The sequence below is a fragment of the Sphingomonas sp. genome (assembly GCF_029239295.1).
GTDB lineage: Bacteria > Pseudomonadota > Alphaproteobacteria > Sphingomonadales > Sphingomonadaceae > Sphingomonas.
This window is the reverse complement of sequence record NZ_JAQZBC010000007.1, coordinates 140,001-166,644: the sequence shown is the minus strand read 5'-3', so window position 1 is coordinate 166,644 and position 26,644 is coordinate 140,001. Positions and strand designations below refer to the sequence as shown.

Sequence of the window (26,644 nt, the reverse complement as noted above, 5' to 3'; positions counted from 1 at the left end):
GAACAGCGCCAGCGCGGGCGTCATCATGAGGACCAGCGCCGTGCAGCCTAGCAGAAAGGCGGTATCGCCCGGTTCAATTCCTCTCATCAGCGCTTCCTCTCAGGAATAGGTGGTCAGGCAGGAGCTTTCATGTGCAGGCGGCGCGCGGCCCTATCGGCTGCGGTTGGTGACGGGTGGAAGGGGCGGAGGGTCGGCGGGCGCGTGACCGGCAGGCTTCAGCGCATGGTCGGTCACGGGCTTGTGCGGATGCGGCGGCGCGAATTTGCGCGGCGCGATGAAGAGGTACATCGTCAGCACATAGGCGGCGGTGTAGGAGGGCAGCCCAATCGGCGCGAGGATCAGGTCGAACGCGCCCTGGAAGAACACCGTGACGATCACGCCCAGCGCGGCATAGACGACCACGACCGGTGACGGCTGAACGAAGACGACGCTCAGCGCCATTGCGGTCAGCACCGGGCTGAACCCGTATAGCCCCTGCGACACCAGCGCCGGATCGGCGCGCATCACGAAGGCTGTCACCATGGCGAGAAGCGATCCGCCGACCGCCGCAATTCCGGCCGGGCGTGAAGCGATGAAGATACCCAGCAGGATGATCGCGCCGCTGATCCAGCTGCCCAGCAAATAGACCTGCCCGATGTTGCGGAAGAAGATCTCCACGCCCTCGACCGGCCCGGGCAGACTGGCGGCGCCAAGCTGATAGTCGGTCGCCAGTTTCTGCGTTTCGCTCAGGATGCGCAGCGATCCGAAGGAATAGGCACCGGCCAGCATCAGCCAGGCGATCAGGACGAAGGGGCCGGTCGATCCCGGGACCCCCCAGCTCTTGGTAAGCGTCGCGGCGAAGGCTGCGGTGACGACCGTGGTGAGCGCGGCGCCGATGATGATGTAGAGCCACAGTTCGGGAGACGGTGCGACGAAGGTCGGCAGCGCGATCCCGATCAGGATGCCGTTGAAACCGAACAGGCCGGACAATCGCGCGGGCTCGTCGAACGCGAGCATGTTGGCGACGGCCGTCGCGGCGATCACACCAACGACGGCGCCGATCGAGGTTGCCCATACACCGGTGACAAAGGACGCATAGAAGATCGCGAGGAAGAACAAGGCCCCGGTGATCGCATTCTCCATGAAGAAGACTTGCGAGGTGCCCTTCAGACAGGTCGTAATGAAATTGTTGTTTTCACCACGCATGATCATTCCCCAAGAATGTCATTGCCAAAGGAAATCTGTTGCCAGTGTTCGCCCGCAGGCTTCTTCGCGAACCACCGCCCAGAAGCGCCTGACCTCTGCACGCACGTCGTAGCTTTCGATTCCGACCGCGCGGAACATGAGACCAGCGCCATTGGGCAGCCGCGACACGCCTGACATCGCGCGGGGATGGTCGGAGCCGGCGTTGATTGTCATCCGCGCGTCGATCCGCGCCGTCGTGTCGGGCGGTGTCAGGCACAGGACATTGGCGAAGGCGTCGTAGCCGCGCGCCACCGCCGGCAGGTCGAGCGTGTCGTTGCCCTTCTCGATCAGCAGCTTCTCGGCGAACAGCAATCTGCCGTCGGGCCGTCGCGCGCGCACCCGCATCGACAGAAGGTCGAAGCCGAACCGCTCCAGCGCATGGTGATGCTTGCGCCCGGTCATCACCATTTCACCGTAGAGCACGGTCGCCGTCTCATCGGCGGTGATCTCGGTTTCGCTGATGAAGCGTGACGTCCGATAGGGGATGGTGAAATTAGGCAGATATTCCAGATAGGATCCCGCCGCTGCGCGGATCTCCTGATGCTGGGACGCGTAATTGGCGTCCATCTGGTGAATACGGTTCGCGCCCTGCGAGGTGACATGCGCGCACGCCCCCTCCCCGACGCGGATCGCGATATGATAGCGATCGCCCTGCAGGATCCCGCCGCCAACCGAGATGATCGAGACAATCGGCAGCTCGGGCATCGCCTCGTCCCAGTACAGCGCCTGCTGCACCAGCAGCGGCGCCACCCGATAGAGATCGTCGAGCACCGAGCGGTCGTCGCGTCGCGAAAAGCCGAGGCGCAGCTCGCCGATCTTGCCCGGTCCGGCGGCGCGCATTTGCGCGGGTTCGGTCTGGAAACCTGCGAGCTCCCGGTATCCGTCGATCCGTGCCAGTTGCTCGTGCAGGGCCATGGCTATCCCTGCGCCGCCACCAACGGGGCCGGGCTCACGTCGAACAGCGCCATGTCCATGATCATGTCCATCAGCGTCTCGACGCCCTCGCCGGTCTTGCAGTTGGTGAAGACGAAGGGCTTGGTCCCCCGCATCAGGCGGGAGTCGCGATCCATCACCTCAAGGCTTGCGTCGACGTAAGGCGCCAGGTCGATCTTGTTGATCACCAGAATGTCCGACTGGCAGACCCCGGCGCCGTTCTTGCGCGGGATCTTGTCGCCCGCCGCCACATCGATGACGTAGATGTAGAAATCGGCGAGCGCGGGGCTGAACGTCAGCGTCAGATTGTCTCCGCCGGATTCGATCAGCACGACATCGCTGTCGGGATAGCGGCCCTCCAGTTCCTCGACCGCGGCAATGTTCATCGACGGATCCTCGCGCACCGCGGTGTGCGGGCACGCGCCTGTCTCGACCCCGACGATCTTCTCCTCCACCAGAATGCCCTGCAGCGTGCGCCGGACCTGCTTGGCATCCTCGGTGGTCACCACGTCGTTGGTGATGATGAGCGGCCGGACGCCGCGCTCGATCAGGCGCGGGGTGATCGTCTCAATAACCGCCGTCTTGCCGGACCCGACCGGCCCCCCGATGCCAATGCGCGTGATCTTCTTCATCTCTTGCTCCTGGTTGGGCAGGTCAGTTCATGAACAGGCGCAGGTGCGTCTTGGTGTGATGTGCGACGACGACTTCGAACACCGGTGCGAAGCTCGACATCTCCTCAAGCTCGAGCGAGCGGACCACGCGGTAATGGTCGCGGGTCGAGCCTTGCGCCTCGAACAGCAGCCGCTGCGTGGCGACGTGATCGATCCGCATCAGCCGAAGCGCGGCGTTCAGGATCATCGACGCCAGCCCATATTGGTGGACGGTGAAGGCGTCCGCCTCATGCGCGCCAAGGCTGTCGAGCACGATCGCCTGCGCCACCGGCAGGCAGCCCGGCGTTGCGCCGCTACGTATGTCGTCCAGCCAGCGGCTGAGCAGCGGCGATGGCGCGATGGCGGTTGCGAGTTCAGCGAACTTCTTGCCCATCCGGGCCAGCATCATCTGCTGTTCCTCGCCCACCCGGCGGATCCACAAGGCGCTGTCGGCCTCCAGCAGCGCATCATAATCGCCGCGCGCCGCGGCGCGGCACGCGTGGAGCAGCGCGACACCGTCCATATAGGCGGCCTGCCGTAGGATCAGCGTCAGATAATCCTTAAGGCTCGCGGCATCGGTGACGATGTTCAGCTGGACCGCCGATTCCAGCCCCTGCGAGAAGGAGAACGCCCCCACGGGCAAGGTCGAATCGGCAAATTGCAGCAACCGCGCCAAACGGCCCACGTCGGGGCCGATCAGCTGCGCCTCAGCGTTCATTGGCCAGGATCCGTTCCTGTCCCTGAACTTGCCCGTTCACCTGCCCGCTCACCGGGCCGCCTGCCTGCGCGCCCGCCGGCCCATCTGCCTGGCCGTGATGATGGTGCGGCGTGGCGTCCGCCCCGCCGAACAGCAGCCGGATTTCACTCGGATCAAGGCGCTGGGCGACATCCTCGCCCGGCTCGAACCGGATCGATGCATGCTGGAACGCATGCGTCCGCATCACCGATGACATGACCTTTCGATCGACCGACAGCGGCACGTAGATCGTCTGTTTCTTGATCACCGCCGGCCAATGCTGGTTGCCCAGCGCATGGCCGATCTCGAACACGAGGCGAAGCATCTCGGACTGCGGCATCAGCGCCGGCATGTCCAAGTCGATGACCATCACCTCGCTCAGCGGGATGCGCGCGACGACGATGCGGCTAGTGGCCGGATCATGGTAGAGAACGTCGCCGTCGTGGAGATGCTCTGACCGCGGCAGCGAAATGGCGAGTTCGATCCCGCTGGGCGTGTTCTTGCGCAGCCGGCTCTTGGGTGCTTCCCATTGTTCGAGGACGAGATCCTCGACATTCGCCCCCTTCCACACCTGATCCCTGATATTACCGAGCGTCTTTTCGACCAGGATCATCATTCTCTCCGCTTGGTGTCGAACTCTCGTCCTCGCGCCGGACGTCAGCTGAAGAAGTGCAATTGCGTCAGCGGCAGCGTCTGCGCCGGCTCGATCGTCGCGTGCGTGCCGTCGACCGTCACCGCGAACGTCTCCGGGTTCACCTCGATCACCGGCAGCGCATTGTTGCGCACCATGCTCGACTTGCCGATCGTCCGCGTGGCGTAGACCGGCATCACCTGCGACTGGAGCTCGTACCGGTCGGCGATGCCGTCATCGAATGCCGCGCGCGAGGTGAAGGTCACCCGCGTGCGCGCCAGTGCGGAGCCCATCTGTCCGAACATCGGGCGGTAGATCACCGGCTGCGGCGTCGGCAGCGACGCGTTGGGATCGCCCATCAACGCCCAGGAGATGAAGCCGCCCTTGATCACCATCTTCGGCTTCGCGCCGAAGAACGCCGGCGACCACAGCACCAGGTCCGCCATCTTGCCGACTTCGACCGAACCGATGATCTGGCTCACGCCCTGCGCGATCGCCGGGTTGATCGTCACCTTGGCGACGAAGCGGAGCACCCGTTCATTGTCGTTGTTCGACTGGTCGCCTGGATAAGCGCCGCGGCGGACCTTCATCAGATGCGCCATCTGGACCGTGCGCAGCCAGGATTCGCCCACCCGGCCCATCGCCTGGCTGTCGCTGGAGATGATCGAGATCGCGCCCAGATCGTGCAGCACGTTTTCCGCCGCGATCGTCTCGGGCCGCACGCGGCTCTCGGCGAACGACACGTCGGTCGGGATCTTCGGGCTAAGGTTATGGCAGATCATCGTCATGTCGAAGAGCTCGGCCTGCGAGTTCACGCCATAGGGCAGCGTCGGATTGGTCGAGCTGGGCAGGACATTGGGCTGGCCGGCGACGCGGATGATGTCGGGCGCATGGCCGCCGCCCGCACCCTCGGTATGATAGGTGTGGATCGTTCGCCCTTCGAAGGCGGCGATGGTGTTTTCGACAAAGCCGGCTTCGTTCAGCGTATCGGTGTGGATGCAGACCTGCACGTCGAACCGGTCGGCAACGCTCAAGGCGGATCGGATCGCCGCAGGCGTGGAACCCCAATCCTCATGGATCTTCAGCCCCATCGCACCGGCGACGAGCTGCTCCTCGATCGGCCCGGCGGTCGAGCAATTCCCTTTGCCCAGAACACCGGCGTTCACCGGCCACCCGTCGAACGAGCGAAGCATCGCCTCGATGTTCCAGGTGCCGGGCGTGATGGTCGTTCCGTTGGTGCCATCGGTCGGCCCGATGCCGCCGCCGAACAGCGTCGTGATGCCATTGCTGAGCGCGGCCTGCGCCTGCTGCGGCGAGATGAAATGGACGTGCGCGTCGATGCCGCCGGCCGTCAGGATCAGATGTTCGCCAGAGATGGCATCCGTTCCCGGCCCGAGCGCCAGCGCCGGTGTCACATTGGGCATGATCGACGGGTTGCCCGCCTTGCCGATGCCGCAGATCAAGCCGTTCTTGATGCCGACGTCGGCCTTGATGACGCCCTGGATCGCATCAACGATGGTGACGTTGGTGATGACGAGGTCGGGCGCGCCACCGATGCTGGTCAGCTCATTGTCGAACCCCATGCCGTCGCGCAGCGTCTTGCCGCCGCCATAGACCGCCTCTTCGCCATAGACCCGCAGATCCTTTTCGATCTCGATATAAAGGTCGGTATCGCCAAGCCGGATCTTGTCGCCGGTGGTCGGACCATACAGGTCCGAATATTGACGCCTGGAAATGTTCGCCATGGTTCAGCTGCCTGTTCTTGAGGGGGGCAAAAGGATCGGCGCTGCTCAGGACTGATCCTTGAACCCGTAGCGCGCGATCCGCTCCTTCGCGTCGGCCAGCCGCGGGCGGAAAGCGTCGTAGCTTTCGTTGCCGACCCAGCCGTTCACCAGCCCGTTGAACCCGATGGCCCGCTGCCTGCCCTGGAAGGGAACAAGCACGATTTCCTTCTCGTCCCCGGGCTCGAACCGCACGGCGGTGGTCGCCGGGATGTTCAGCCGCTGGCCGAATGCCTGTTCCCGGGGGAATTCGAGCGCCGAATTGACCTCGAAGAAATGGAAGTGCGATCCGACCTGGATCGGCCTGTCGCCGGTGTTGCGAACCTTGATCGTGGTCGTCGGATAGCCGGCGTTGATCTCGATATCGCCCGACGCAAGCACGAGCCCGCCGACCGGCGCCTTATCTGTTTTGGCCGCCATCGCAGCGATCCTTCCTTATTGGACGGGATTGTGGACGGTCACCAGCCGGCTACCGTCGGTGAAGACCGCCTCCACCTGGACGTAGGGGATCATGTCGATCACCCCGTCCATGACGTCCGCCTTGGTGATGGTCTTGCGCGCCAGCTCCATCACCTCCTCCACCGTCTTTCCGGCGCGCGCATTGTCCAGCGCGGCAGCGGCGATCAGCGAGACCGCCTCGGGGTGATTGAGCTTCAAGCCGTCGTCCTTGCGGCGCTGGGCAACCATGGACATCATGTAGATGAGCAGCTTGTCGGTTTCTCGCGGCGTCAGATGCATGGCTAACCTCTGAAGTCTGGATATCTTTCGGGCGACGCGCATCTTCTTGTTCCGCGTGAAAAAACCGGCGGAACACCTGATGTTATCGACACCGATACTGCATGTTATCGCTGGTGCCGTCTGTGATATCTACGTAGCGCCTGCGATCATCTCGGCAGCGTCCGCCACATCGGCCTTTGCCATGCGGTGCGACGCTGCGTTGCTCAGCGGTGCGCGTCGCGAGCGCCCATCGACTCGCCCACTTTGAGGCCGGCCATGACCAGAACGAAACCGACGATCAGATTGGCGCCGACATAGACCAGGCCGACACGCATGCCGACGGCTGAACCTGCCATCAGGACAAACGTGGCATAGACCAGGCTGGAGAAGGTCGACATGCCGCCGCACACGCCCGTTCCCAACAGCAGGTTCGCATCATTCCCCAATGCCTGGCGGGAATGCAGACCGTTGATCAGGCCGAGGATGAAAGACGCGACGACGTTGGCGACGAAGATCGACCACACGAACCCGTCCCTGGCGGTTGGCACGCCCAGCATCAGCAATTCCCTGATCACCGCGCCTACCGCGCCGCCGACAAACACCAATGCTATTGCGCGGACCATGATGGCCTCCTTGTTGCGCGACTCCAGCTTGCGTCGCCGCAGCGCTCACAGCCGCGGCTGCGGTGTGTTTGACTAGCCACCCGCGCGCGCCAGCGTCGCGCCAAGCCTGGCTGCGGCGATGCCCACGGCCAGCTGGACGATAATGTACGCTGCTGCCTTTCCTGCCCCGCCCCGCGCTCCGCCCGCGCGGAACAACTTAGCGGTATCGAGCTCCATGGTGCTGAAGGTGGTATACCCCCCCGCACGCCAGTCAGGATCGCTGATTTCAGGAAGCTTCCATACCGGTCATGCCATTCGACCGAGAACAGGATCGACAGATAGCCGATGACAAAGGCGCCGGTGATGTTGATCACCACCGTGGACCAGGGAATGCCGCCGGGTTTGGGGCTGGACACCATCTTGCCGACCAGCCAGCGGAGCAGCGAGCCTGCACCACCACCCAGCGCAACAAGGGCTATGTCGGTCAACACCATATCCACCCACCTGCGCAAAGGTTTGCGGCGCGTGACGCATCCCATCCGGTGAAACCGCTGAACCCGGCGGGAGCTACGCCCCGACCGAAACGGGTCACATGGCTGTGATAATCACCTGCCCGATGCGATGAACCCGACGACCGGGTTGCTTTCGAACGACGTTACTGCCGGCCACCCGCGTGGGCACCATAGTAATATCCCTGATCAACTTCTGCATAACGTTCCGCCATTCGTTCGCCGGGGAAGCGACAAGCGAATGGAGCGATGGGATGACTGGTAACGCCTCCAAGGCCCTGACGAATTCGATCCGCCTGCTGGGGGGTGGCCTGCTCATGCTTCCCGGCGTAGCGCTCGCGCATCCTGGCCATGACGTGGCCGGCGGCGCCGTCCACGGCCTCATGCACCCGTTCACGGGACTGGATCACGCGCTGGCGATGCTGCTGGTGGGCATCTTCGCCTATCAGCGTGGCGGCCGCGCCCTTTGGTCGCTGCCGCTGGCGTTTCTCGCGGCGATGGCCGTCGGCGGCATCCTCGGTTTTGCCACCCCGGCGTCCGCGATGGTGGAGGTCGTGATCGCCTTGTCGGTCGTCGTTCTCGGCGCCGCCGTGGCGCTCAACGTCAAAACCCAGACCGCGGTGGCCGCTGCGGTCGTTGCGCTCTTCGCGATCTTTCACGGTTTTGCGCATGGGTCGGAAATTCCCGCAGCCTCGGGCGCGCTTCCTTATGCCGGCGGCTTCCTGCTCGGCAGTTCGATTCTGATGACGATCGGGATCGGCTCAGGCGCCGTGTTGAACAACGCGATTGCAGGGCGCGGCGTGGCTCAGGTGATGCGCTCCGCAGGCGCCGTCGCAGCAATAGTGGGCGTCGGCCTGCTCACCGGCATCGCCTGATCGCGGCATCGTGGCCGGGCGGCGATCGGCCGCCCCGGTCCCTCCTGCCCTTCACCAGCGCCGCGCGTCTCGCCGGCGCTGTCGTCGTTTTCCCGACTGCTGCCGAGGTGCGTCGTTGATCGGTCAGGCGCCGGCGGTCAGTGCGTGGACACGCAGGCGGGGGAATACGTCTTCCAGCGGCTTGCTGTCGGGCAGCACGTAAACATAGCCGCCGTTCTTCTGGAACAACGGACGCAGGCTGTTGCCGAAGAAGGCGCGCGGCACGTTGATGCAGCCAAAGGTGATGCGATTGTCGTCGGGTGTTTCCGACAGCATCCGCTCGCGCCGCTTTTCCTTCTTCGCGGCATCCCCGGGGATGGGGTGAATGGCGACGCTGTTGGCGTAATCGACCCACAGCACGCGCTGCTGGCCATAGGCGTAGCCGAACTTCGCCAGAAAGCGGCCGGCCGGCGTGGTCTTCTCAGCGGGGCCGATCTCACCCAGCTTCTTGCTGCCCACCCCCGGCGTCGCATCGTCGCCCGGGGCAATGCCAATCAGGGTTGGCACCTGGGCCAGCGGCTTCCCCTTGGCATCGTACAGGATCAGCGATGCCGTGTTCTTGTCGAGAATGGCATAGGGCAGCTTGCGATTATCACCGGATACGGCGATCCATGCCGCGACCCGCTGCGTGTCGGGCGAGGGGTTGATCACCACCGGGGCGGCGGCTGCCGCGGCCGGGCGCGCCTTCGCCTTCACCTTGGGCTTGGCAGGCGGGGCCTTCTTCGGCGCGGCACCTGCGCCGGTGGCGACCAGCGCCGCACCGGCGAGCATCAATACGATCTTGATCATCAGATCCCAGGTCAAGAATGGCCGCCCGCTGCGGGACGGCCACCCATTTAGTCACAATGCAAGTGTCGGCGACAGGCGCCGGTGCATCAGTGGCGCGGTCGCTTACCCCGGCGCTCCTGCTCCTGCATGCGCTGTTCGACACCGTCGACCCGGCCGTTCAGCTGATCGAGCCGCTGCCCGTTCTGCTGCGTCTGGCCGGATGCCGCCTGTGCCTCTGCCAGCGCCTGCTTGGCGGTGCTGTCGGTTGCCTGCAGCTGCGTTTCGATGGCGTCGACGCGCTGGCTCACCGGCGCGATCTGTTCGCGCACGTAAGACTTCGTCGCGCAGCCACCAAGCATCGTGGCCGCAGCCATAATCACAATCACAGGGGCAAGTTTCGTCATTGCTGGGAGCATTGCTCTCTTCCATTAATTATTAGCCAAGTGAAGGAGCGCCTGCAGACACATTCCTGCAATAGAGATGTCGGTGAATTGGGGCAGTTGCACGGTGAAATGAGCGCTTGAAGCCACTAAGCGCCAACCTTAACTTAGTTAATCTTACCTACTGCATAACGCTGTTCTTTTCAGCTGAACCGATCCTGAACCAATTCATCGCAACTTCTTACCGTTTCGAATCGCGCCGCTGCGCGGACGCGAACGGATCCAGCGGGATTCGCCCACCGTCCTTGGTCCCCTTCGTGACCTTCGCCGGCACCGCCCGATAGACGTCTACGCACTTGCGAAGTTCCGCGACCGCTGCCCCGCTGCCGTCGAGCGTCAGTTCCTCGACCGGCACATCCCCGCGTCGCACGTGAAGAAAGGTGGATGTCGCCATGGTACGCGGAAAGGTGTCCCCGAAACTGGTCACGAACCCCTTCTTGCCGTTTGCCGCGATCCCGATCGCCGCCCGCTTCGGAAAGGAAGCGTTGGAGAAGCGGTAGGTGAGCCTCAGCTGCTCTTTCTCCCGGATCGACCAATTCGGGTTCAGCAGGGTCAGCCGATTGCTACCGTCGGTATCCAGTCCGAACAGCAGCGTGGTCTGACGCGCCCCGCCATAGCTGCGCGTGAGGAAGCAGCCGTTCCGGTCGCTGCTCGGCGCCACCACCCAGGCGCCGACATCGCGCGTCGCATATTCCTGCGCACCGGCCGCCCCGCTCACCGACAAAGCGGACCCGGCCACCGGAAGGAGAAGCAACGAGCGGCGGCGGATCAGGACGCCGATCGGTCGGCCGGTCAGGCGGAGAGACTGCAGAAAGAAAGAAACGGCGGGCAACGGGGGCTCCTTCGGCTGCAAATGGCGCATCAGCGTGCTGAGGCACACCAACGCACGTGCATCCATATCATTCCCGTTGATGAACCGCCGATGGGCAGCAGGCACCGCCACCGCCCCCGCAACCCAGATCGATGATCGTCTCGGCGATCAGCAACCGGGTTTGCGGAGGCGGCGGTTCGTTCAGCGTGCAACGTCTAGCGGCAGATCACCTGGCCCTGGTCGATCGCCGTACCCAGCGCGGCACCGGCGCCGGCACCGATCAGCGCGCCCAGCGGGCTGGAATCGCCGTTGTCCAGCAATCCGCCCAGCAATCCGCCACTGATGCCGCCAATGATCAGACCCGTGGTCCCGTCGCTGCGCCGGCAATAATAACGCCCATTATAGCCGCGATAGATACGGTCATACCGCCCAAGCCGGCGCGGCCTGTAATAGCGCCCGTTGCGATAGAATTGGTCGGCATAATACCATGGCTGCCCTGGCGGCGGCCGGTTGTAGTCATAGCGTACCCATGGGCGACGGTTCTGGCCCCAGTTCGGCGGCGGAGGCGGCGGCGGCCGCGTACCCGGCGGCCGGCTCCAGACAGGATTACCGGGCGGCCGGGCAGGCCCGCCCATCTGCGGTGGACCAGGCGGCGGGTTGGCTCCCGGCCGCCCTGGGCCACCGCCCGGCGGCGGTCCCGGAGGTCCCTGCGCCTGCAATGGTCCCGCAAGGGCGGCGGTGGCGATCAGGGCACCAGCAATCAGCAGACGCATGTTACTCTCCCAGCGTACTCTCCGGGAGCATCGGCCCACATGGCCGACATTCCGATTCGATAAATCACGTACCGGCGCCCGCCGCAGGTCTGCCTGAACCGGGCGGCCGGTCCAACAGCCAGCGAAGCGTCCCGCGGGGCGCGCTGTCGTCATCCGCCCTCCAGCTCGTTGCGCGTTGCCGTCCATCGCGATCAACGACGACCAGCCCCGGCAGCGCCGTTCCGCCCAACGCGCGTAACGCGCGTCGCCGGTGCGCATCGCACGGCAGCAGCAGCCACGGCATTCGGCTGGCCCGCGCATAGTCCAGCGCCGCCGCACAGCTGCGATCATCGCTGACGAAGATCACTTCCGTGCCCATCGCCCGCAGCCGCGGATAGGCGGCGATCAGCTCGGGAACGAACGCGCGGCACGGTCCACACCAACTGGCGCCATAATAAAGCGCGACCTGTCGCACGTCGTCTGCCACCGCGCTGCGCGCGACCCGGCCTTTGTCCAGCCGATGCAGCGTGCCCGCAAAGGGGTCGGGCATGGTCGCGCCGCCGCCGAGGCAGCAGGCGGCCAGTAGAAGCCACAGCCTAGAAGTGCGCATTGATCCGCACGAACAACGTGCGGGGCTGGCGTGGGCCATAGACGTAATCGCTGTCGCGCTCGGGCCCTGACTCCAGATCGCGCTGACGCACATCGGTCAGGTTCTTGATCCCGAACGTCACGTCCACTTCGCGGCCGGTGTCGCCCACCGGAAAGTGCCGCGTCCCGGTGAGATCGAGCACCAGGAAATCGTTGCTGCGGCGAACGGCCCCCAGTCGGTTGTTCAGCACCCGCATTGGCCCGGTGTAGCGCGCCGCCAGAAACGCGTCGAAGGACGGCGTCATCCGCCAGACCGCCTGCCCCACCCCGGACAGGCGCGGCGATTTCAGATACCGCCGCGTGGCGAGCACCGTTCCTGCTTCGTCGAAGACCACCTGCGGATCGTCATAGCGCGCGTCGATATAGGCAGCGCCCACGCTGGCATTCAGCGTCGACGTGAAGCGGTAACCCAGCGTCATCTCCGCGCCCGCGACGCGGCTACCGCCGGCATTCACCCGCGTCTGGAACAGCGATCCGTCGTTCGCCGTCTCCACCGCCCCCAGGAAGAAGGTGTCGCGCAACCGCGTGAAATAGGCCTGCCCGTCCAGCGTGACCGCCCCGTCATTCCACGTCGGCCGCCAGTCAAAACCGATCGCCACGCTGTCCGCCCGCTCGGCCGCCAGCCCAGGAGCATTCACGACCCTGATCGGCGCCGCGCCCAATATGGCGACATGGATATCCTCGCTGAACACCTCCGGCGCGCGATAGCCGGTCGAGTAATTGGCCCGCAGCACCAGCGAGGGGCTCGGCGACGCCCACAGGCCGATACGCGGTGAGGCGATCACCGACGACAGCGCTGAACTCTTGTCGAGCCGCGCCCCGAGGATCAACCGAAGGCCCGTGCCAAGCGTCCATTCGTCCCGAACGAACGCGCCCAGCGTGTCGAAGCTGCCCGACACCAGCGTCGCCAGCCGGGTGCGATCGACATCTTCGGCGCGGTCAGTGACGCTTTCACGGCGATATTGCACTCCGCCCAGCAGGGAATGAGCGCCGGCACTGGCCTCCAGTCTGACCTCGCCATAGTCAAAGCTGTCATGCGTTCGGCCATATTGCCGCCGGCTGATCGCGACCGCCTCCGCCAGCGCCGCCGCGTCGAAACCGCTCGCCCCCGGATCGGTTTCCACATCGCCCAGTCCGCCATAGAAGCTGCGACGCTTCAGCCGCGACAGGGCGTAGGTGGCGATGGCGCGCAAATCCGGGCCCAAATCCTGCGTGACGCTGATCGTGCCGCGATGCACGTCGCTGTCGATCTGCTCGGCAATGTTGGCGAGATAGGCTGCGCGATCGAAGGCGTTGCCGCCCCGACGGCGTTCGCTGGTAAACTGGTAATCCACCGCAACCGTGGTGGCGTCACCGGGCCGCCATTCACCGCGCGCACCCACGGTGACCAGCTTGCGCCGCGCAAGCTCGCTGTAGCCGTCATCGTTCAGGTCGATCGCCGGGCTGTGCTCCGCCTGCGCGAACAGGTTGATGAAGCCGGTGGAAAAGGTCTTCGCCCCCAACAGTGAACCGAACACGCTGGATCGCCCCGCCAGATGCTGGACGTCCATGGCCGCGCGGATCGTGTCGCGCTCGGGGCGCAGGGGAATGACGTTCACCACCCCCGCCACGGCGCCGGGACCATAAAGGACCGACGCTCCGCCCTTCACTACCTCGATCCGGTCGACCAGCACCGCCGGGATCTGCTCAACCCCATAGACCGCGGCGACGCCCGTCATCAGCGGCAATCCGTCGAGCAGGATCTGGTTATAGGCGCCCGGTAGGCCGAGCAGCTGGATCTCGGTCGTGTTGCAATTCTGGCAGTTGCTCTCCGATCGCGCGGCGGGAAGGAAATCGATCGCGTCGGCCAGATTGCGCGGCGCTGCGCGCTCCAGCACCGCGGGCCCGATGATGTCGGTTCGCACCGGCGCTTCCCGCAGGGATCGCGGCGTGCGCGTTCCCGTCACCACGATCGCCCCGTCCGGCGCTGCTTGCGGTTCCGCGTCGACCGCCGTCGCTGTCAGCGCCGTTGCCGCCGTCACCATCGCCGCTGCCAGATTCATCATTCCCTCCACTAAGGGAGTTAGCCATTGCTAAATTATCGGCATGGATGCAAGTTCCCTGCTTGGGCTTTAGCTAGGACAGCGGTTATGGAGCGCGCATGTCGCTTTCCGCTGCTGACCGTGCTGCCGCCTTCCGCAAGACGCGCGAGGCGAACCTGACCGAAGTGTCGGAGGATTATGTCGAGCTGATCGGCGATCTGATCGCCACCGAAGGCGAAGCGCGGCTGACCGATATCGCCGAGCGGCTCGGCGTGGCGCAGGCAACCGCGTCAAAGGTGATTACGCGGCTACGGCGCGACGGCCTGGTCGAGAACAAGCGATATCGCTCGATCTTCCTGACCGAACGGGGGCGCGAGATCGCGGACGCTTCCCGCGAACGGCACCGCGTCGTGCTCGATTTTCTCCTAGCGCTAGGGCTCGATCCCGCAGTCGCGCGCGCGGACTCGGAAGGGATCGAACATCATGTCAGCGCCGAAACGCTGGCGAAGCTGGAGGCGCTGACCGCGCGCCTCACCAGCGAAGGCAATTAACCGGGCGACTGCGGCCCCCCGGCCCGACCTTCGCTGGGCGCGGCGGCCTCAGCGCGCCGGCTGCTGCTCGAACAGGCGGCGCAGGAACACCGTTTCCACCTCGCGGCGAAGGTCGTTGTTCGGCTTCTTCATGAAGCCATGCCCCTCGTCGGCGAACAGGACGTACCAGGTCTCATTGCCGTTCGCGCGCAGCTTCTCGACCACCTGATCGGATTCCAGCTGCGGCACGCGCGGGTCGTTGGCGCCCTGCATTACCAGCATCGGCTTCTTGATGCGATCGACGTTGGTGATCGGCGAGACGCGCTGCAGCACCGCGCGCATCTTGGGATCGCGCTCGTCGCCATATTCGGCGCGGCGATTGTCGCGGCGATAGGCCTCGGTCTTCTCAAGGAAGGTGATCCAGTTGCTGATGCCATAGCGCTCGACGCCGCCGACCAGGCGATCGGAATAATGCGTCATCACGGCGAGGCTCATGTACCCGCCATAGGATTGGCCATAAACCGCGACGCGATTGGCATCGAGGTTCGGCTGCTGCGCGATCCAGTCGAGCAGCGCGCCGATGTCCTTGACCGAATCCTCGCGCTTCTCGGCATTGTCGAGGTTGAGGTAGCGCTTGCCATAGCCGTCGCTGCCGCGGACGTTGGGCAGGATCACCGTCGCCTTCAGCACGTCGGCGAAATATTGCGCGCCATAATTCCAGATCGGCCGCGTCTGCGCCTCCGGCCCACCGTGGATGTCGATGATTACCGGGGTGCGCGTGCCCGCGGGCACGCCCTTCGGCCGATAGACGAAGGCCGGCACCGACAGGCCGTCGAACGACTTGAAGCGAATGAGCTCCGGCTCGGCGAGCTGCGCCGGATCGAGATCGCCGAGTTCCGACGTCGTCCAGCGGGTGAGCTGCCCCTCGTCGACGTCCCAGCTCCAAACGTCCCCGGCCGAGGTGGCGGAGGTAAGGCCGATCGCGAGCTGCTTGCCGTCGGGCGAGAATTTCAGCGCGGTCAGCACGCCCTTGGGCAGCGTCGGCTGCGGCAGCGCGCGGCGGGTGATGCGATCCTGCACCACGACGCGGGAGAAGCCGTCCTCGTTCACGGCATAAGCGAGCACCCGGCCGTCATCGGTCAGGTCATAGCTTTCGACGTCCCACTTCAGGCCCGGCGTCAGCACCATCTGCGCGCCGGTCGCAAGGTCAATCTCGACCAGCTGGCGCGTGTCGTTGCCGCGATCCGAAATGGCGATCAGCTTCTTGCCGCCGGGCAGGTAGCGCGGATCGTTATAGACCGCCGCCTCCGCTTTGGGTGCGATGCGACGTGCCTTGCCGGTGGCGAGATCGAGCTCGAACAGCTGGTCCTCGCGGTTCGACAGGCTGCGCACGAAGATCAGCCGCGACTTGTCGGGCGCGATATCCGCCGGGGCGACGGCGCCGTCCGCCTGATACAAGGTGCGCGGCGCGCCGCCGGCCTTCGGGTCGACGCCGAGGATCGTATAGGCTGCGCTGCCCTTCGTGGCGCGTGCCCAGGCGAGGAGGCTGCCGTCCTTGCTGAACACAGGCGAGCCGTTGCGCGTGCCCGCCTGCGTCAGCTGCTGCGCGGTGCCGGTGAGGCCACGGGTGTAGAGCTGGAACCACTCGTCGCCGCCGGTGTCACGCGTCATCACGAAGCGATCGGTACCGGGGATGACGGTGGCGCTGGCGATCGGTTCGGCGCCAAAGGTGATCTGGGTGCGCGTCGCACCGGGCTTCGCCACATGATGCAGCTGCTGCGTCGCGCCGAAGCGCGTGGCGATCAGCATCGAGCCGTCGGGCAGCCAATCCTCGAACTGCGCCGCCCGGCTGTTCTGGTAACGCTGCACCGCCTCGCGCACATCGGCGGGGATCTCCGGCACGCCCGACAGCGTGGCGCTGCCCACCTGACGCTGGCTGACGGTCTGCTGGCTGATGGTCTGGGCGGAGGCGCCGGCGGCAAGCGCGACGAGGGTGAGCGATGCGGCGAAGTGCTTGAACATAGGGCCCTGATCGAACAGCTACCGTGCCACCGTCAAGCCATGGTGGCCCGGAATGACCCCGCGCCGCTCGAGACGCTACGCTTCACCAACGCGGCGACCGGCGATCCACGTGCCCCGCGCGCCAAGATCCGCGCCCAGCCAAACCATATCGGCCCGCATGCCCGGACGCAGCGCGCCGCGATCGCCAAGGCCCAGGAACGCCGCCGGCGCGCCGGACGCCATCATCGACGCTTCCGCCACCTCGAGCCCCAGCATCCGCACTGCGTTGCCAACCGCCGTCGCCATGTCGAGCGCTGACCCGGCCAGCGTCCCATCGGCCTCGACGCACACGCCATTCTCGATCCGTATCGTCTTGCCCTGCAGCACGAAATGATCGGCATCGGTGCCGACCGTCGACATCGCATCCGTGACCAGCATGAAGCGATCGTGCGGCCGCGCGGCCAGCGCGATCCGCAGCGCCGCCGGCGCGACATGCCGACCGTCGACGATCAACCCGGCATAGGCCGTCCGGTTCTCGATCGCCGCGCCGACCACGCCAGGCTTGCGATGGTGCAGCGGTGACATCGCGTTGAACAAATGGGTTACCCCCGTCACGCCGGCCTCGAACGCGCTTTGCATCGTCGCGTAATCGGCGTCGGTATGCCCCGCCGCCACGATCACGCCGGCCGCCGCGAGCGCGCGGATATCGTCCGGTGTGGTCATTTCCGGCGCCAGCGTCACCAATGTGCGGCCGTGGGTCAGGCTGGACAGCAGCGCGATCTTCTCCGCGTCCAGCCGGATGAAGTGCGCCACGTCATGCGTGCCGCGCCGCCGGGGATTGAGGAACGGCCCCTCGATATGGATGCCTAGCACCCCCGGCACGCCGGCGGCGATCGCCTGTTCGGTCGCCCGCAGCGCACGATCGATCTTCTCGGGCGTGTCGGAGATCAGCGTCGGCAGAAATCCCGTGGTGCCAAAGCGCGCATGCGCCGCGCCGATCGCCGCGATCGTCTCGACGCTCGGATCGTCGTTGAACAGCACGCCGCCGCCGCCGTTCACCTGCGTGTCGATGAACCCCGGCAGCAGCCATCCCTCGGCTAGGTCGATCCGTTCTGCCCCGGCGCGATCAGCATCTGGCGCCGCGACGCGATCATCCTCGATCAGCAGATGCTCCGCCGTCCGGCCGTCGCCGAGCACGACGGTGCCGTTCTCGAACAGGAACTTGCTCATCGTGTTTCGGTCACCTTCCTCAAATGCGGCGGCGCGTCGGGATCGACCCCTCGCGCAATCGCCAGGGCGTTTACCATCCGATAGAAGCTCTGGATCTGCAGGATCGGTTCCAGCACCGGATCGCACGCAATCGCCGGCAGCGCGCCGGCGCCACCCGCATCTGCCAGCAGCGTCACCGCACCGCGCTTGCCAAATTGCGCCGCGGCGGCACGCACGTCATCGCCGGTCGCATCCGAGCTGGCAAAGCCGAGCACCGGAAAACCGCGTCCGACGATCGCCATCGGCCCGTGGCGAACCTCGGCCGCCGAAAACGCTTCGGCATGCAGCCCGCAGGTTTCCTTGAACTTGAGCGCCGCTTCCTGCGCCACGGCAAAGCCATAGCCGCGCCCGAGCACGAACAGGTCGCGCGCACCGACCAGCGGCGGGATCGCCGCGCCCCAGCGCAGCGCGAAGGCCCGCGCCAGCGCGTCGGGCAGCGCTGCCAGCCGATCCTGCAGCGCGGTGTCGCCTGCCCATGCAGCGCCCAGCGCCGCCTGCGCCACGAGCGAGGTGATGTATGATTTCGTCGCAGCGACGGACCGCTCGGGGCCGGCGCACAGCGGCAGCACCTCGTCGGCGCAGGCCGCCAGCGGCGATTCCTCGTCATTCACCATCGCCACCACGAACGCGCCGCCGGCCTTGTACGCTTCGGCCGTGGCGAGAAGATCGGGGCTTTGGCCGGACTGCGAAATCGCCAGGCACAGCGCGCCTCTGGCGTGAAGCGGCGTGCGATAGAGCGACGCGATTGACGGCGCGGCGGAGGCAACGGTGATCCCTGTCTTCGTCTCGAACAGATATTTGCCGAACGTGGCGGCATGGTCGGACGATCCACGCGCACACGTCACGACAAAGGGTGGCGGGTTCGCTCGCAACCGCTGTGCCAGCCTGGCGATCACCTCGCCATTGCGCGCGAGGAAGCGGGCGGCGGCCTCGGGCCCCTCGCTCGCCTCAGCATGCATCAACGTGCCTGACGGACCACGCGGGAGCGACCCGGCGACCATTGGTTTCCCCGGCACCGCGGCCGGACGGTGCAGCGCGGCGCGCAGACGGGCGACTTCCTCCCAATCGGTTGCGCGCGCCAGTTCGCTGTCGAACCCCAGCTTGAGCGCCGGTGCCCAGGTGGCGCGCGGACGCGACGCCGATGCCTGAACCGCGCGGACCCCGGTCTGCGTTGCCAGCGCGGCAACGGTCGCGCCGCGGATGCCGCCACCAGCCATGATCTCGACTCGCCCGCCCGCCAGTTCGCCCATCCGGCGGATGGTGGCCGCGCCCTCCGCGGCGGTGGCAACGCCGCCCGATGTCAGGATCGTCGCGACGCCAAGCCGCGCCGCGATCGCCACCGCCACTGTCGGGTCGGGCAACAGATCGACCGCACGGTGCAGCGTCACATCCATTCCGACGGCACGGGCGACCAGCTCCTCCAGCATCGGAACGTCAAGCTCGCCCTGCTGTGTCAGCGCGCCGATGACGACACCCGCCAGGCCCTCGGCCCGCGCTGCATCGATGTCGTGCAGCATCGCAATGCGCTCCGCCGCGTCATAGCAGAACCCGCCGTCGCGCGGCCGGATCATCGCACGGACCGGAACAGGTGAGCTGGCCGCCAAGCGCATCAGCCCGGGCGTCGGCGTCAGCCCTCCCAGCCCGAGTGAGGAACACAGCTCGATACGATCGGCCCCGCCGGCGATGGCCGCCGCAAGGCCGGATGCGTCGTCGACGCAAATCTCGATCAGGACCTCACTCATGCGCTCAGCCTTCCGTCAGCTCGTGCGCCGCGCCGGTTCGCTGCGCCGGTTGCCTGGTTGCGCCACCTGCCCGATGTCCACCGGCCGCGTAATAGAGGATATGTGCATGCGCGCGCGCTCTTTGGGTTCGAGAGCTCATACCGCCGAGTTATATGGGTCGCCGACCGCGCTCCCGCGAACGGTGACCGGTGACCGGCGACCGGTGGCGCAGCATCAACCGTCGCCTGCCCGCCTGATCGCCGCGCCCGGTTGCCTTTCCGGCGCTCGCCCGCCTAATCAGCGTCCATGATCGCGCGCAACACCGGAGCACGCCGCCATGCGCCGTGATGCGCGCGCGCGGCGCGAGGCGCTGCTGGAGGCTGCGGCCGCCTCTTTCGATGCCGAGGGTTTCGGCGTCCCGCTGGAGGATATCGCCGCGCGCGCTGGCGTAGGGCGCGGCACGCTGTACCGCAACTTCAAGGACCGGCTGGACCTCGCCTTCGCGATCTTCGACCGCCAGATCGCGGTATTCGAGGAGCGGTTCGATCCCACCATGCCGATCGCAGAGCTGCTGCCGCTGCTGGTGCGCGACGGGCTGTTCTCCTGGCAGCTGTTCACCCGGCTGCGGCTCGACATGCAGCTGTCGCGCGACAATCTGGTCACCTTCGCCGCGCTGGGCGACCGGTTGGAGCGGCTGTTCGCCGGCTCGGTGGAACGGGCTATCGCCCGCGGCGAGCTGCGCCCTGACGTCACGCCGCGGCATCTCGTCACCGCGATGCGGATGATGTGGGGCTTCATCGTCGACAAGCAGGTGAATGACGCGGTCGAGGCGGAGATCGCCGAGGCGCTGGATCTCGTTCTGCGCGGCCTGGCCCCCCGCTAACGGATGTCCCGCTGACGGATGCCGCGCTGCCTGGTGCCAAGCTGACCGGCGCAGCACCGCGACGATCAGCCGCCGGTTGATGGCGGCGCCTCTCCTGCCGGTGTCTGGGGCGTCCAGCCCAGCCCCAATGCCTTGTTCACCGCCACGAAGCTGTTGGTCAGCTGCGCCTTGGCCTGCGCGACAGCCATCGCCGCCGACAGCCGCTGCCTCTCGATGTCGAGCTGGTCGATCATCGTGCTGGTCCCCGCCTCCACACGCTGTCGGTTCAGCGTGGCGGCGCGCGACGCCGATTGTTCGGCACTCACCAGCCGCGCCAGCTGGCGGCGCGTCGCGGCGAACCGCGACAGGCTGGTCTCCGCATCCTGCAACGCGGCCAATACCGTCTGCCGGTAATTGGCCTCCGCCTCATCGCGTTGCGCTTCGGACTGGCGGACGGCCGCGGCGGTGCGGCCGAAATCCAGGAACGACCAGCTGATCTGCGGCGCCAGCAACGTGGTGAGGTTACCGGGGTCCAGCACATCGCCCGGCGACGTGCCGCCCAGCCCCAATATCCCCATGAACCGGATCGCGGGATAGCGTTTGGCCTCGTTGACGCCGATCGCCGCCGTGCTGGCGGCCAGTGCCCGTTCCGCCGCCCGGATGTCAGGCCGGTTGGCGATCAGCGTGCCCGGATCACCAACTGCCACCATCGCTGGGGGCAGCGGCACAGCAACCGGCGTTGCCAATGTCGCGTCCAGCGTCCCCGGTGTGCGGCCGGTCAGCAGCGCCAGCACATCGCGATATTCGTCCGCCTGCGCGGTCAGCGGGATCGCCTGCGCGTCGGTGCTTTCCAGATCGGTCTTCAACCGCTCGACCTGCAACGCCGATACCGTCCCCGCAGCGAACCGCTGCTGCATCAACGCCAGCCCCTGACGCTGAAGCGAGGCGGACTGCGCGTTCAGCCGAATCCGGTCCTGCACATCGCGGTAATTGACGTAGGCCTGCGCCACTTGCGCAGACAGGCTGACCTGCGCATCAGCCAGATCGGCATAGCGCTGACCAACCGCCGCCTGCGATTGCTCGACGCCCCGCCGCAGGCCGCCGACCAGATCCGGCTCCCACGACGCGTTGAGGCCAAGGTTGTAGAAATCGAGGCCGTTCGTCGCCGATCCGGTGCCATTACCGGCCGAACCCGCCTCACTTTCTCCCAAATCGATGCCCGGCAACTGGGCCCGCAGATAGGTACCGTTGGCGCTGAGGCTCGGCGCGCGATTGGCGCGTTGCTGCCGCGCCTGCGCTTGCGCCTGGCGGATCCGCGCCTCCGCTGCGGCAATGGTGGGGCTTTGCGCCAGCGCATCGTCGACCAACCGGTTCAGCGTCGCATCGCCCAGCGTTTCCCACCAGCGCGCCACTGCCGGCGCCGGCGCAACCGCTTCCTGGCCCCGCACGAAATGCCCCTTCCCTGCGGCCCCCGCGCCGACCGCCGGCGGCCCCTTATAGTCCGGCCCGACGGTGCAGGCGCCAAGCAAAAGGAACGAAAGCAATAGGGTGGAGCGCATCAGTGCATCGCCGCGGGCGCGGCATCCTTGGGTAAGGGACGTAGGAACAGGACCAGCGGCAGCACGATCATCGTGCCCACGCCCATGATCCAGAAGATATCATTATATGCCATCACCAGCGCCTGTGCCTGGATCTGCTGCGCAACCGAGCCGATCGCGGCCGGCGCACCGCCAAGCGTCTGGCTAAGCGCGGAAACATAATCCTGCACCATCGGCGAATTGGCATTGAGCGTTTCTTCCATCCGCCGTGAGTGGAGCCATACGCGCTGCTCCTGCAGGATCGAGATACCGGCCAGTGCAAAGCTGCCACCCAGGTTGCGCACCGCGTTGAACAACCCGGATGCGTCACCCGCATCCGCCGGCGGCACTGACCGTACCACCGCCTGGCTCAGGAACAGCATCCCCAGGATCTGGCCGACGCCACGCATCAACTGGGACACGGTGAAGTCCCCGCCACTCGTTCCGGTCGTCAGCGCGGAATCCAGAAAGGCCGACCCCGCCATGATCAGCAGACCCGCACCCACGGCCAGCCGGATGTCGACGCTGCGCAGCAGGAAGGGAACGATGGCCATCATGACCAGACTGGGCAGGCCGGAAAGCAGCACGACCTTGCCGGATTGCAGCGCGTTGTAGTCGGCCAGCGCTGCCAGAAACTGCGGAATGACATAGGAGGTGCCGTACAACACCATGCCCAGCACCAGCCCCATCAGTGCGACCGAGCCGAATTGCCGGTCGAGCAGCAGGCTGAGCTTGATGATCGGCCGCGTCGCGGTTCGCTGACCGATCAGCAGCAGCACGAAACCGATCACCGACACCAATGCCATCAGCCGGATCAGGCCGGAATCGAACCATTGCTCGCGCTGACCATCCTCAAGAAACACGGTCAGCCCGCCAAGCCCCAGCGCCAGGCCGGCAATGCCAAGCCAATCGGCATTGCCCAATTCGGTCATGTCCGCCTTCTCATGCTTCAGGCCGACGAGCAGCATCGTGACGAGGATCGCGCAAATCGGCACGTTGATGAAGAAGGCGTAATGCCAGCTGATATTCTCCGTCAGCCATCCGCCGACCAGCGGGCCGACCACCGGCCCCAGAATGGCGGTGACGCCGAACAGCGCGATCCCGATCGGCTGCTGGCGCGGCGGCAGCCGCTGCGCGATGATCGTCTGCGCGGTGGGGATCATCGCGCCGCCGGTGAACCCCTGCCCCACCCGCCCGATGATCATCATCGACAGCGTGGTGGCGGTGCCACAAACCACCGAAAACAGTGTGAACAGGCCCGCCGCAGTCAGCAGAAAGGTGCGCAGACCAAGCAGCCGCTGCAGCCATGCGGCCATCGGGATGACGACGATTTCCGCGACCAGATAGGCTGTCGCGACCCACGTCCCCTCAGTGCCGCTTGCCCCGATCTCTCCCTGAATCACCGGCAGCGCAGAATTCACGATCGAGATGTCGAGCGTCGCCATCAACGCGCCCAGCGTGCCTGCGGCCACCGCGACCCAAGCCGACGCGTCAGCACGCTCCGGCACGGCGGATGCCGTCGGGATCGCTGCACTGGCCATGTTCAGCGCTTCCGGTCCGTCAGCTGTTCCTGCTGCTTGCGGATCTGATCCAGCTGCCCCTTCGCGCTCCGCGTATCGACTGTCACCGTCACGGACAGGCCCGGCACCAGCAGCCGCCGCGCCGCCGGGGTCGCCTCCAGTTCGATACGGACCGGCACGCGCTGGACGATCTTGGTGAAGTTGCCCGTCGCATTCTGCGGCGGCAGCAGGGAGAATTGCGCGCCCGTGCCCGGCGACACACTCGCAACGCGCCCAAGCAACTTGGTGCCATCAAGGGCATCGACTGCAATCGTCGCCGGCTGCCCGGGACGCATCAGCGCGAGCTGCGTTTCCTTGAAATTCGCTGTCACATAGATCTGCCGCAGCGGCACCACCGACATCAATCGCGTGCCCGCTGAGGCGAACTGCCCGACGGTGACTGTCCGATCGCCAATGCGGCCGGCGACCGGCGAGCGGATGATCGTGGACGAGACGTCCACATTCGCCGCCTCTAGCTGCGCGGCCGCGCCCTGCCGCTGCGCGCGCGACTGGCCGATCTGCGCCTCAAAAGTCGCGACCTGACGTTGTTGCGCGGCAAGCGCCGCTGCCTGAGCGCGGGCGTTGGCGGCGGACTGCTCGGCCGCGGCGCGCAGCTGTGCCAATTGCTGGCGGCTTTCAGCGCCGGAGGCGGCCAGCGGTGTGTAGCGGCGGACTTCTTCGGCATCGTAACGCGCCTTCGCTTGCGCGGCGGCAAGCTGGGCCTGCGCCTGCTCGATCGCTGCGCGCTGCTGGGCGATCTGGGCGCGCGTCGCGTTGGCGCTCGCCTCTGCCTGGGCGATCTGCGCCTCGGCCTGCGCCGCGTGCGCCCGATACGAACGCGGGTCTATGCGCACGAGCGGCTGGCCGGCGACAACATCCTGATTGTCGCTTACCAGTACCTCGGCAACATAGCCGCTGACCTTAGGAGCGATGGTGACCAGATCGGCGCGGATATAGGCGTCGTTCGTCTCCTGCATGAACTTGCCAGTGGTTTCGTAGCGCACGAACCACAGCACCCCGCCCCCCAACACGAGCAGGACGACAAGGATCAGGATCAGTCGCGTGCGCCCGCTCAGGCGGCGGCGCGGCTTTGCCAGATCCTCGTCGCCCTGTGCCTCAGCGACGGTCGCCTGTTCTTCGGTCTGCTGTGGGTGCTCGCTCATGTGGCCTTTGTCATGCTGCCATTCGCGCGGCCCTATAAGCGGACAGCGTGTCCGCTATCAACCTTCCTGCTGCCACCGTGGCGCTCAGTGCGCCCAGTGGTTCCTCGGCTGCCACGACCGGTGCGACCGTTCGGGTAAGACTGGCGTTGTTCAACCGGCTCCCTCAACCCAGCAGGTCTTCGTGGCTCGAACCATTCGTCACTTCCTTCTTCTGTTATTCCTTGTCGGCCTGACGCCGGCGATCGCGCCCGCGCAGGAAGCGGCGACGTCGAACAGTACCGCCCCGACGGTTGCCCCCGATCCGTTTGGCCGCGAAACCCCGCGTTCGTCCGTCACTGGGCTGATCGAGGCGCTCGCCAAGCGTGATTATGCACGCGCTGCCAATTACTTCGATCTGCCGGTGCAACAGGACGCGCGCGTTTTGGACGGCGCGTCGGAGCTCGCCCGCCGTTTGCAACGCCTGCTCGACAGCGGCGGGTCGCTGACGCCCTTTGCCGGCCTCTCCAACGAACCCGGCGGCCGGATCGATGATAATCTGCCTGTCGACCGCGAGTTGATCGGCGATTTGCGGATTGGTGAGGGCGAGGCGCCAATTACTCTGGTGCAACGCGAGGTTGATGGCCGCCGGGTTTGGCAGATCTCCCACGACACGATCCGCCGGTTGATGACCGTGCCCGCGACGCATGTCACGCCGCCGCCGACGTCCACTGTCCCGAGCGTCAACGTTGCCGGCGCGCCCGTCGAGGATTGGGGCCTGCTCGCCGGCGTCGCCGCACTCAGCTTCGTTGTTCTACGCCTATTGGCGACACTGGCGCTCACCCTAATGCGGCGCGGTATCTCCGATCCCGATTCCAGCGGCGTGTACCGTTTCTTCCACGCCGCCCTACCGCCGCTCAGCCTCTTTATTGCGGTGATTGCGTTCTACGGCTGGGCGGAACGGCTCGAGGTCGCGATCGTCGCGCGGCAGACGCTGCTTCGTTATGCGGGCGGCGTTGCGGCGATTGCGCTGGTCTGGTTCGGGTTGCGATTGGTCGATGCCATCGCCGACGTGACTATCGCGCGCATGACCCGGCGGGCGCGCCGTCAGGCGGTATCGGTCGTGACCCTGCTTCGCCGCGCGGCGAAGATCCTGCTGCTGGTGTTCAGCATCGTAGCCGTCCTGGACACCTTCGGGATCGATGTGACGACCGGCATCGCAGCGCTGGGTATCGGCGGTATCGCGCTGGCGCTAGGCGCCCAGAAGACTGTGGAAAATCTCGTCGGCAGCGTGACGGTAATCGCCGACCGTCCGGTGCAGGTGGGTGACTTCTGCCGGGTGGGCGACGTGGTCGGCACGGTGGAGGACGTCGGTATCCGCTCCACCCGCATCCGCACCAACGATCGGACGATCGTCACCATCCCCAACGGCGACTTCTCATCGCGGCAGATCGAGAACTACGCCAAGCGCGACCGCTTCCTGTTCAATCCGGTCATCCGGCTGGATTACGGGACCCCGGCCGAGAAGATTCGCGAAGCGGTCCGCATCATCGAGCAAGTGCTGAAAAGCCACGATAAGGTACTGCAGGATGGGCCACGTGCCCGTTTCGCCAGTTTTGGCGAGAGTGCGCTGGAGGTGGAGATCTTCGCCTACATCAACCTCGGCGACTTTGGCGAAAGCACGGTGGTTCGGCAGGAACTGCTGCTGTCGATCTATGAGGGGCTGAGCGGGGCGGACATTCGCCTGGCAGTGCCCGCCCGCAGGCTCTTCTTCGTCAATGATAATGCCGAGGAGGCAAGCAGCGACGACCCCGCGGTACCATCGGCCGAACTCGACCGTTCATGATCA

Annotated in this window: 26 protein-coding genes and 1 pseudogene; 5 read left to right on the top strand and 22 right to left on the bottom strand. The window is 66.0% G+C overall.

From position 1 onward, the window contains the following. Nucleotides 1-150: 150 nt before the first annotated feature. From yut to K0S66_RS16775, 10 genes and pseudogenes are all read right to left on the bottom strand, one after another. Entirely contained in the window at nt 151-1,185 is a 1,035-nt protein-coding gene (gene yut / locus K0S66_RS09505; RefSeq protein WP_301075106.1) for an urea transporter, read from the bottom strand. A gap of 18 nt (nt 1,186-1,203) precedes the next feature. Continuing rightward, nucleotides 1,204-2,139: an urease accessory protein UreD gene (locus K0S66_RS09500; protein WP_301075105.1), complete on the bottom strand. Its 936-nt coding sequence runs from the start codon at nt 2,137-2,139 to the stop codon at nt 1,204-1,206. 2 nt (nt 2,140-2,141) lie between these two features. Beyond that, nucleotides 2,142-2,789 carry an urease accessory protein UreG gene (gene ureG / locus K0S66_RS09495; RefSeq protein ID WP_301075104.1) on the bottom strand — a complete coding sequence of 216 codons (648 nt, stop codon included), beginning with the start codon at nt 2,787-2,789 and terminating at the stop codon, nt 2,142-2,144. Nucleotides 2,790-2,811: 22 nt separating this feature from the next. Then, nucleotides 2,812-3,525, bottom strand: a complete 714-nt coding sequence (locus tag K0S66_RS09490; RefSeq protein WP_301075102.1) for an urease accessory UreF family protein — start codon at nt 3,523-3,525, stop codon at nt 2,812-2,814. After that, nucleotides 3,515-4,156 (bottom strand): hypothetical protein, encoded by a 642-nt coding sequence (locus tag K0S66_RS09485; protein WP_301075101.1) that lies wholly within the window; start codon nt 4,154-4,156, stop codon nt 3,515-3,517. Before K0S66_RS09485 ends, K0S66_RS09490 begins: the two co-directional genes overlap by 11 nt. Nucleotides 4,157-4,200: 44 nt before the next feature. Then, the gene (locus tag K0S66_RS09480; RefSeq protein WP_301075100.1) at nt 4,201-5,919 is read right to left on the bottom strand and encodes an urease subunit alpha; all 1,719 of its coding nucleotides are present in this window, start codon (nt 5,917-5,919) and stop codon (nt 4,201-4,203) included. Between the two features lie 138 nt (nt 5,920-6,057). Then, a pseudogene (locus K0S66_RS09475) lies at nt 6,058-6,375 on the bottom strand (urease subunit beta); the annotation flags it as partial. Between the two features lie 15 nt (nt 6,376-6,390). After that, complete coding sequence (locus tag K0S66_RS09470; RefSeq protein WP_301075098.1) at nt 6,391-6,693, bottom strand: urease subunit gamma; 303 nt, start codon at nt 6,691-6,693, stop codon at nt 6,391-6,393. 203 nt (nt 6,694-6,896) lie between these two features. Next, nucleotides 6,897-7,295, bottom strand: coding sequence for a CrcB family protein (locus tag K0S66_RS09465; RefSeq protein WP_301075097.1), 399 nt, complete (start codon nt 7,293-7,295; stop codon nt 6,897-6,899). After that, nucleotides 7,280-7,693, bottom strand: coding sequence for a hypothetical protein (locus K0S66_RS16775; RefSeq protein WP_366520808.1), 414 nt, complete (start codon nt 7,691-7,693; stop codon nt 7,280-7,282). Before K0S66_RS16775 ends, K0S66_RS09465 begins: the two co-directional genes overlap by 16 nt. Between K0S66_RS16775 and K0S66_RS09455 the strand changes: the two genes are divergently transcribed. Both K0S66_RS09455 and K0S66_RS09450 read left to right on the top strand, forming a co-directional pair. Further along, on the top strand, nt 7,620-7,820 hold the full coding sequence (locus tag K0S66_RS09455; RefSeq protein ID WP_301075094.1) for a hypothetical protein: 201 nt from the start codon (nt 7,620-7,622) through the stop codon (nt 7,818-7,820). The genes K0S66_RS16775 and K0S66_RS09455 overlap by 74 nt on opposite strands. Before the next feature lie 217 nt (nt 7,821-8,037). After that, nucleotides 8,038-8,658 carry a HupE/UreJ family protein gene (locus tag K0S66_RS09450; RefSeq protein ID WP_301075093.1) on the top strand — a complete coding sequence of 207 codons (621 nt, stop codon included), beginning with the start codon at nt 8,038-8,040 and terminating at the stop codon, nt 8,656-8,658. 123 nt (nt 8,659-8,781) lie between these two features. Here the strand turns inward: K0S66_RS09450 and K0S66_RS09445 are convergent, their stop codons facing one another. The 6 genes from K0S66_RS09445 to K0S66_RS09420 form a co-directional block, all read right to left on the bottom strand. Beyond that, complete coding sequence (locus K0S66_RS09445; RefSeq protein WP_301075092.1) at nt 8,782-9,486, bottom strand: hypothetical protein; 705 nt, start codon at nt 9,484-9,486, stop codon at nt 8,782-8,784. Between the two features lie 86 nt (nt 9,487-9,572). Beyond that, nucleotides 9,573-9,839 (bottom strand): hypothetical protein, encoded by a 267-nt coding sequence (locus K0S66_RS09440; protein WP_301075091.1) that lies wholly within the window; start codon nt 9,837-9,839, stop codon nt 9,573-9,575. 247 nt (nt 9,840-10,086) lie between these two features. Then, nucleotides 10,087-10,737: a hypothetical protein gene (locus tag K0S66_RS09435; protein WP_301075090.1), complete on the bottom strand. Its 651-nt coding sequence runs from the start codon at nt 10,735-10,737 to the stop codon at nt 10,087-10,089. A 194-nt stretch (nt 10,738-10,931) separates the two neighbouring features. After that, nucleotides 10,932-11,489, bottom strand: a complete 558-nt coding sequence (locus tag K0S66_RS09430) for a glycine zipper 2TM domain-containing protein (protein WP_301075089.1) — start codon at nt 11,487-11,489, stop codon at nt 10,932-10,934. A 64-nt stretch (nt 11,490-11,553) separates the two neighbouring features. Further along, a complete protein-coding gene (locus tag K0S66_RS09425; protein WP_301075088.1) occupies nt 11,554-12,018 on the bottom strand; it encodes a thioredoxin-like domain-containing protein in 465 nt (154 codons plus the stop codon). A 46-nt stretch (nt 12,019-12,064) separates the two neighbouring features. Continuing rightward, nucleotides 12,065-14,161 (bottom strand): TonB-dependent receptor, encoded by a 2,097-nt coding sequence (locus K0S66_RS09420; RefSeq protein WP_301075087.1) that lies wholly within the window; start codon nt 14,159-14,161, stop codon nt 12,065-12,067. Between the two features lie 95 nt (nt 14,162-14,256). Here K0S66_RS09420 and mntR point away from each other — a divergent pair, with 95 nt between their 5' ends. Further along, nucleotides 14,257-14,688, top strand: coding sequence for a manganese-binding transcriptional regulator MntR (mntR, locus tag K0S66_RS09415; protein ID WP_301075086.1), 432 nt, complete (start codon nt 14,257-14,259; stop codon nt 14,686-14,688). A 48-nt stretch (nt 14,689-14,736) separates the two neighbouring features. On the opposite strand, the gene K0S66_RS09410 is transcribed toward mntR, so the two are convergent. From K0S66_RS09410 to K0S66_RS16770, 3 genes are all read right to left on the bottom strand, one after another. Beyond that, nucleotides 14,737-16,689, bottom strand: coding sequence for a S9 family peptidase (locus tag K0S66_RS09410; RefSeq protein ID WP_301075085.1), 1,953 nt, complete (start codon nt 16,687-16,689; stop codon nt 14,737-14,739). 75 nt (nt 16,690-16,764) lie between these two features. Beyond that, nucleotides 16,765-17,898, bottom strand: coding sequence for an N-acetylglucosamine-6-phosphate deacetylase (nagA, locus tag K0S66_RS09405; RefSeq protein WP_301075084.1), 1,134 nt, complete (start codon nt 17,896-17,898; stop codon nt 16,765-16,767). Next, nucleotides 17,895-19,679: a copper homeostasis protein CutC gene (locus K0S66_RS16770; protein WP_366520807.1), complete on the bottom strand. Its 1,785-nt coding sequence runs from the start codon at nt 19,677-19,679 to the stop codon at nt 17,895-17,897. The genes nagA and K0S66_RS16770 overlap by 4 nt, the downstream gene beginning before the upstream one ends. Before the next feature lie 316 nt (nt 19,680-19,995). Here K0S66_RS16770 and K0S66_RS09390 point away from each other — a divergent pair, with 316 nt between their 5' ends. Next, nucleotides 19,996-20,541, top strand: a complete 546-nt coding sequence (locus tag K0S66_RS09390; protein WP_301075083.1) for a TetR/AcrR family transcriptional regulator — start codon at nt 19,996-19,998, stop codon at nt 20,539-20,541. 65 nt (nt 20,542-20,606) lie between these two features. On the opposite strand, the gene K0S66_RS09385 is transcribed toward K0S66_RS09390, so the two are convergent. Genes K0S66_RS09385 through K0S66_RS09375 form a run of 3 tightly spaced genes read right to left on the bottom strand, consistent with a single transcriptional unit; the run spans nt 20,607 to nt 24,819 of the window. Then, nucleotides 20,607-22,079, bottom strand: a complete 1,473-nt coding sequence (locus K0S66_RS09385; RefSeq protein WP_301075082.1) for an efflux transporter outer membrane subunit — start codon at nt 22,077-22,079, stop codon at nt 20,607-20,609. Next, a complete protein-coding gene (locus K0S66_RS09380; RefSeq protein ID WP_301075081.1) occupies nt 22,079-23,638 on the bottom strand; it encodes an MDR family MFS transporter in 1,560 nt (519 codons plus the stop codon). The genes K0S66_RS09385 and K0S66_RS09380 overlap by 1 nt, the downstream gene beginning before the upstream one ends. 2 nt (nt 23,639-23,640) lie before the next feature. Continuing rightward, on the bottom strand, nt 23,641-24,819 hold the full coding sequence (locus tag K0S66_RS09375; protein ID WP_301075080.1) for an HlyD family secretion protein: 1,179 nt from the start codon (nt 24,817-24,819) through the stop codon (nt 23,641-23,643). A 181-nt stretch (nt 24,820-25,000) separates the two neighbouring features. Here K0S66_RS09375 and K0S66_RS09370 point away from each other — a divergent pair, with 181 nt between their 5' ends. After that, nucleotides 25,001-26,641, top strand: coding sequence for a mechanosensitive ion channel family protein (locus K0S66_RS09370; protein WP_301075079.1), 1,641 nt, complete (start codon nt 25,001-25,003; stop codon nt 26,639-26,641). Nucleotides 26,642-26,644: the final 3 nt, after the last annotated feature.

What these genes read in the sequence shown, in the direction of transcription:
- yut (WP_301075106.1), bottom strand. Translation starts at nt 1,185, where the DNA reads ATGCGTGGTGAAAACAACAATTTCATTACGACCTGTCTGAAGGGCACC.
- K0S66_RS09500 (WP_301075105.1), bottom strand. Translation starts at nt 2,139, where the DNA reads ATGGCCCTGCACGAGCAACTGGCACGGATCGACGGATACCGGGAGCTC.
- ureG (WP_301075104.1), bottom strand. Translation starts at nt 2,789, where the DNA reads ATGAAGAAGATCACGCGCATTGGCATCGGGGGGCCGGTCGGGTCCGGC.
- K0S66_RS09490 (WP_301075102.1), bottom strand. Translation starts at nt 3,525, where the DNA reads ATGAACGCTGAGGCGCAGCTGATCGGCCCCGACGTGGGCCGTTTGGCG.
- K0S66_RS09485 (WP_301075101.1), bottom strand. Translation starts at nt 4,156, where the DNA reads ATGATCCTGGTCGAAAAGACGCTCGGTAATATCAGGGATCAGGTGTGG.
- K0S66_RS09480 (WP_301075100.1), bottom strand. Translation starts at nt 5,919, where the DNA reads ATGGCGAACATTTCCAGGCGTCAATATTCGGACCTGTATGGTCCGACC.
- K0S66_RS09470 (WP_301075098.1), bottom strand. Translation starts at nt 6,693, where the DNA reads ATGCATCTGACGCCGCGAGAAACCGACAAGCTGCTCATCTACATGATG.
- K0S66_RS09465 (WP_301075097.1), bottom strand. Translation starts at nt 7,295, where the DNA reads ATGGTCCGCGCAATAGCATTGGTGTTTGTCGGCGGCGCGGTAGGCGCG.
- K0S66_RS09455 (WP_301075094.1), top strand. Translation starts at nt 7,620, where the DNA reads ATGACAAAGGCGCCGGTGATGTTGATCACCACCGTGGACCAGGGAATG.
- K0S66_RS16775 (WP_366520808.1), bottom strand. Translation starts at nt 7,693, where the DNA reads ATGGTGTCCAGCCCCAAACCCGGCGGCATTCCCTGGTCCACGGTGGTG.
- K0S66_RS09450 (WP_301075093.1), top strand. Translation starts at nt 8,038, where the DNA reads ATGACTGGTAACGCCTCCAAGGCCCTGACGAATTCGATCCGCCTGCTG.
- K0S66_RS09445 (WP_301075092.1), bottom strand. Translation starts at nt 9,486, where the DNA reads ATGATCAAGATCGTATTGATGCTCGCCGGTGCGGCGCTGGTCGCCACC.
- K0S66_RS09440 (WP_301075091.1), bottom strand. Translation starts at nt 9,839, where the DNA reads ATGGCTGCGGCCACGATGCTTGGTGGCTGCGCGACGAAGTCTTACGTG.
- K0S66_RS09430 (WP_301075089.1), bottom strand. Translation starts at nt 11,489, where the DNA reads ATGCGTCTGCTGATTGCTGGTGCCCTGATCGCCACCGCCGCCCTTGCG.
- K0S66_RS09425 (WP_301075088.1), bottom strand. Translation starts at nt 12,018, where the DNA reads ATGCCCGACCCCTTTGCGGGCACGCTGCATCGGCTGGACAAAGGCCGG.
- K0S66_RS09420 (WP_301075087.1), bottom strand. Translation starts at nt 14,161, where the DNA reads ATGATGAATCTGGCAGCGGCGATGGTGACGGCGGCAACGGCGCTGACA.
- mntR (WP_301075086.1), top strand. Translation starts at nt 14,257, where the DNA reads ATGTCGCTTTCCGCTGCTGACCGTGCTGCCGCCTTCCGCAAGACGCGC.
- K0S66_RS09410 (WP_301075085.1), bottom strand. Translation starts at nt 16,689, where the DNA reads ATGTTCAAGCACTTCGCCGCATCGCTCACCCTCGTCGCGCTTGCCGCC.
- nagA (WP_301075084.1), bottom strand. Translation starts at nt 17,898, where the DNA reads ATGAGCAAGTTCCTGTTCGAGAACGGCACCGTCGTGCTCGGCGACGGC.
- K0S66_RS16770 (WP_366520807.1), bottom strand. Translation starts at nt 19,679, where the DNA reads ATGAGTGAGGTCCTGATCGAGATTTGCGTCGACGACGCATCCGGCCTT.
- K0S66_RS09390 (WP_301075083.1), top strand. Translation starts at nt 19,996, where the DNA reads ATGCGCCGTGATGCGCGCGCGCGGCGCGAGGCGCTGCTGGAGGCTGCG.
- K0S66_RS09385 (WP_301075082.1), bottom strand. Translation starts at nt 22,079, where the DNA reads ATGCGCTCCACCCTATTGCTTTCGTTCCTTTTGCTTGGCGCCTGCACC.
- K0S66_RS09380 (WP_301075081.1), bottom strand. Translation starts at nt 23,638, where the DNA reads ATGGCCAGTGCAGCGATCCCGACGGCATCCGCCGTGCCGGAGCGTGCT.
- K0S66_RS09375 (WP_301075080.1), bottom strand. Translation starts at nt 24,819, where the DNA reads ATGAGCGAGCACCCACAGCAGACCGAAGAACAGGCGACCGTCGCTGAG.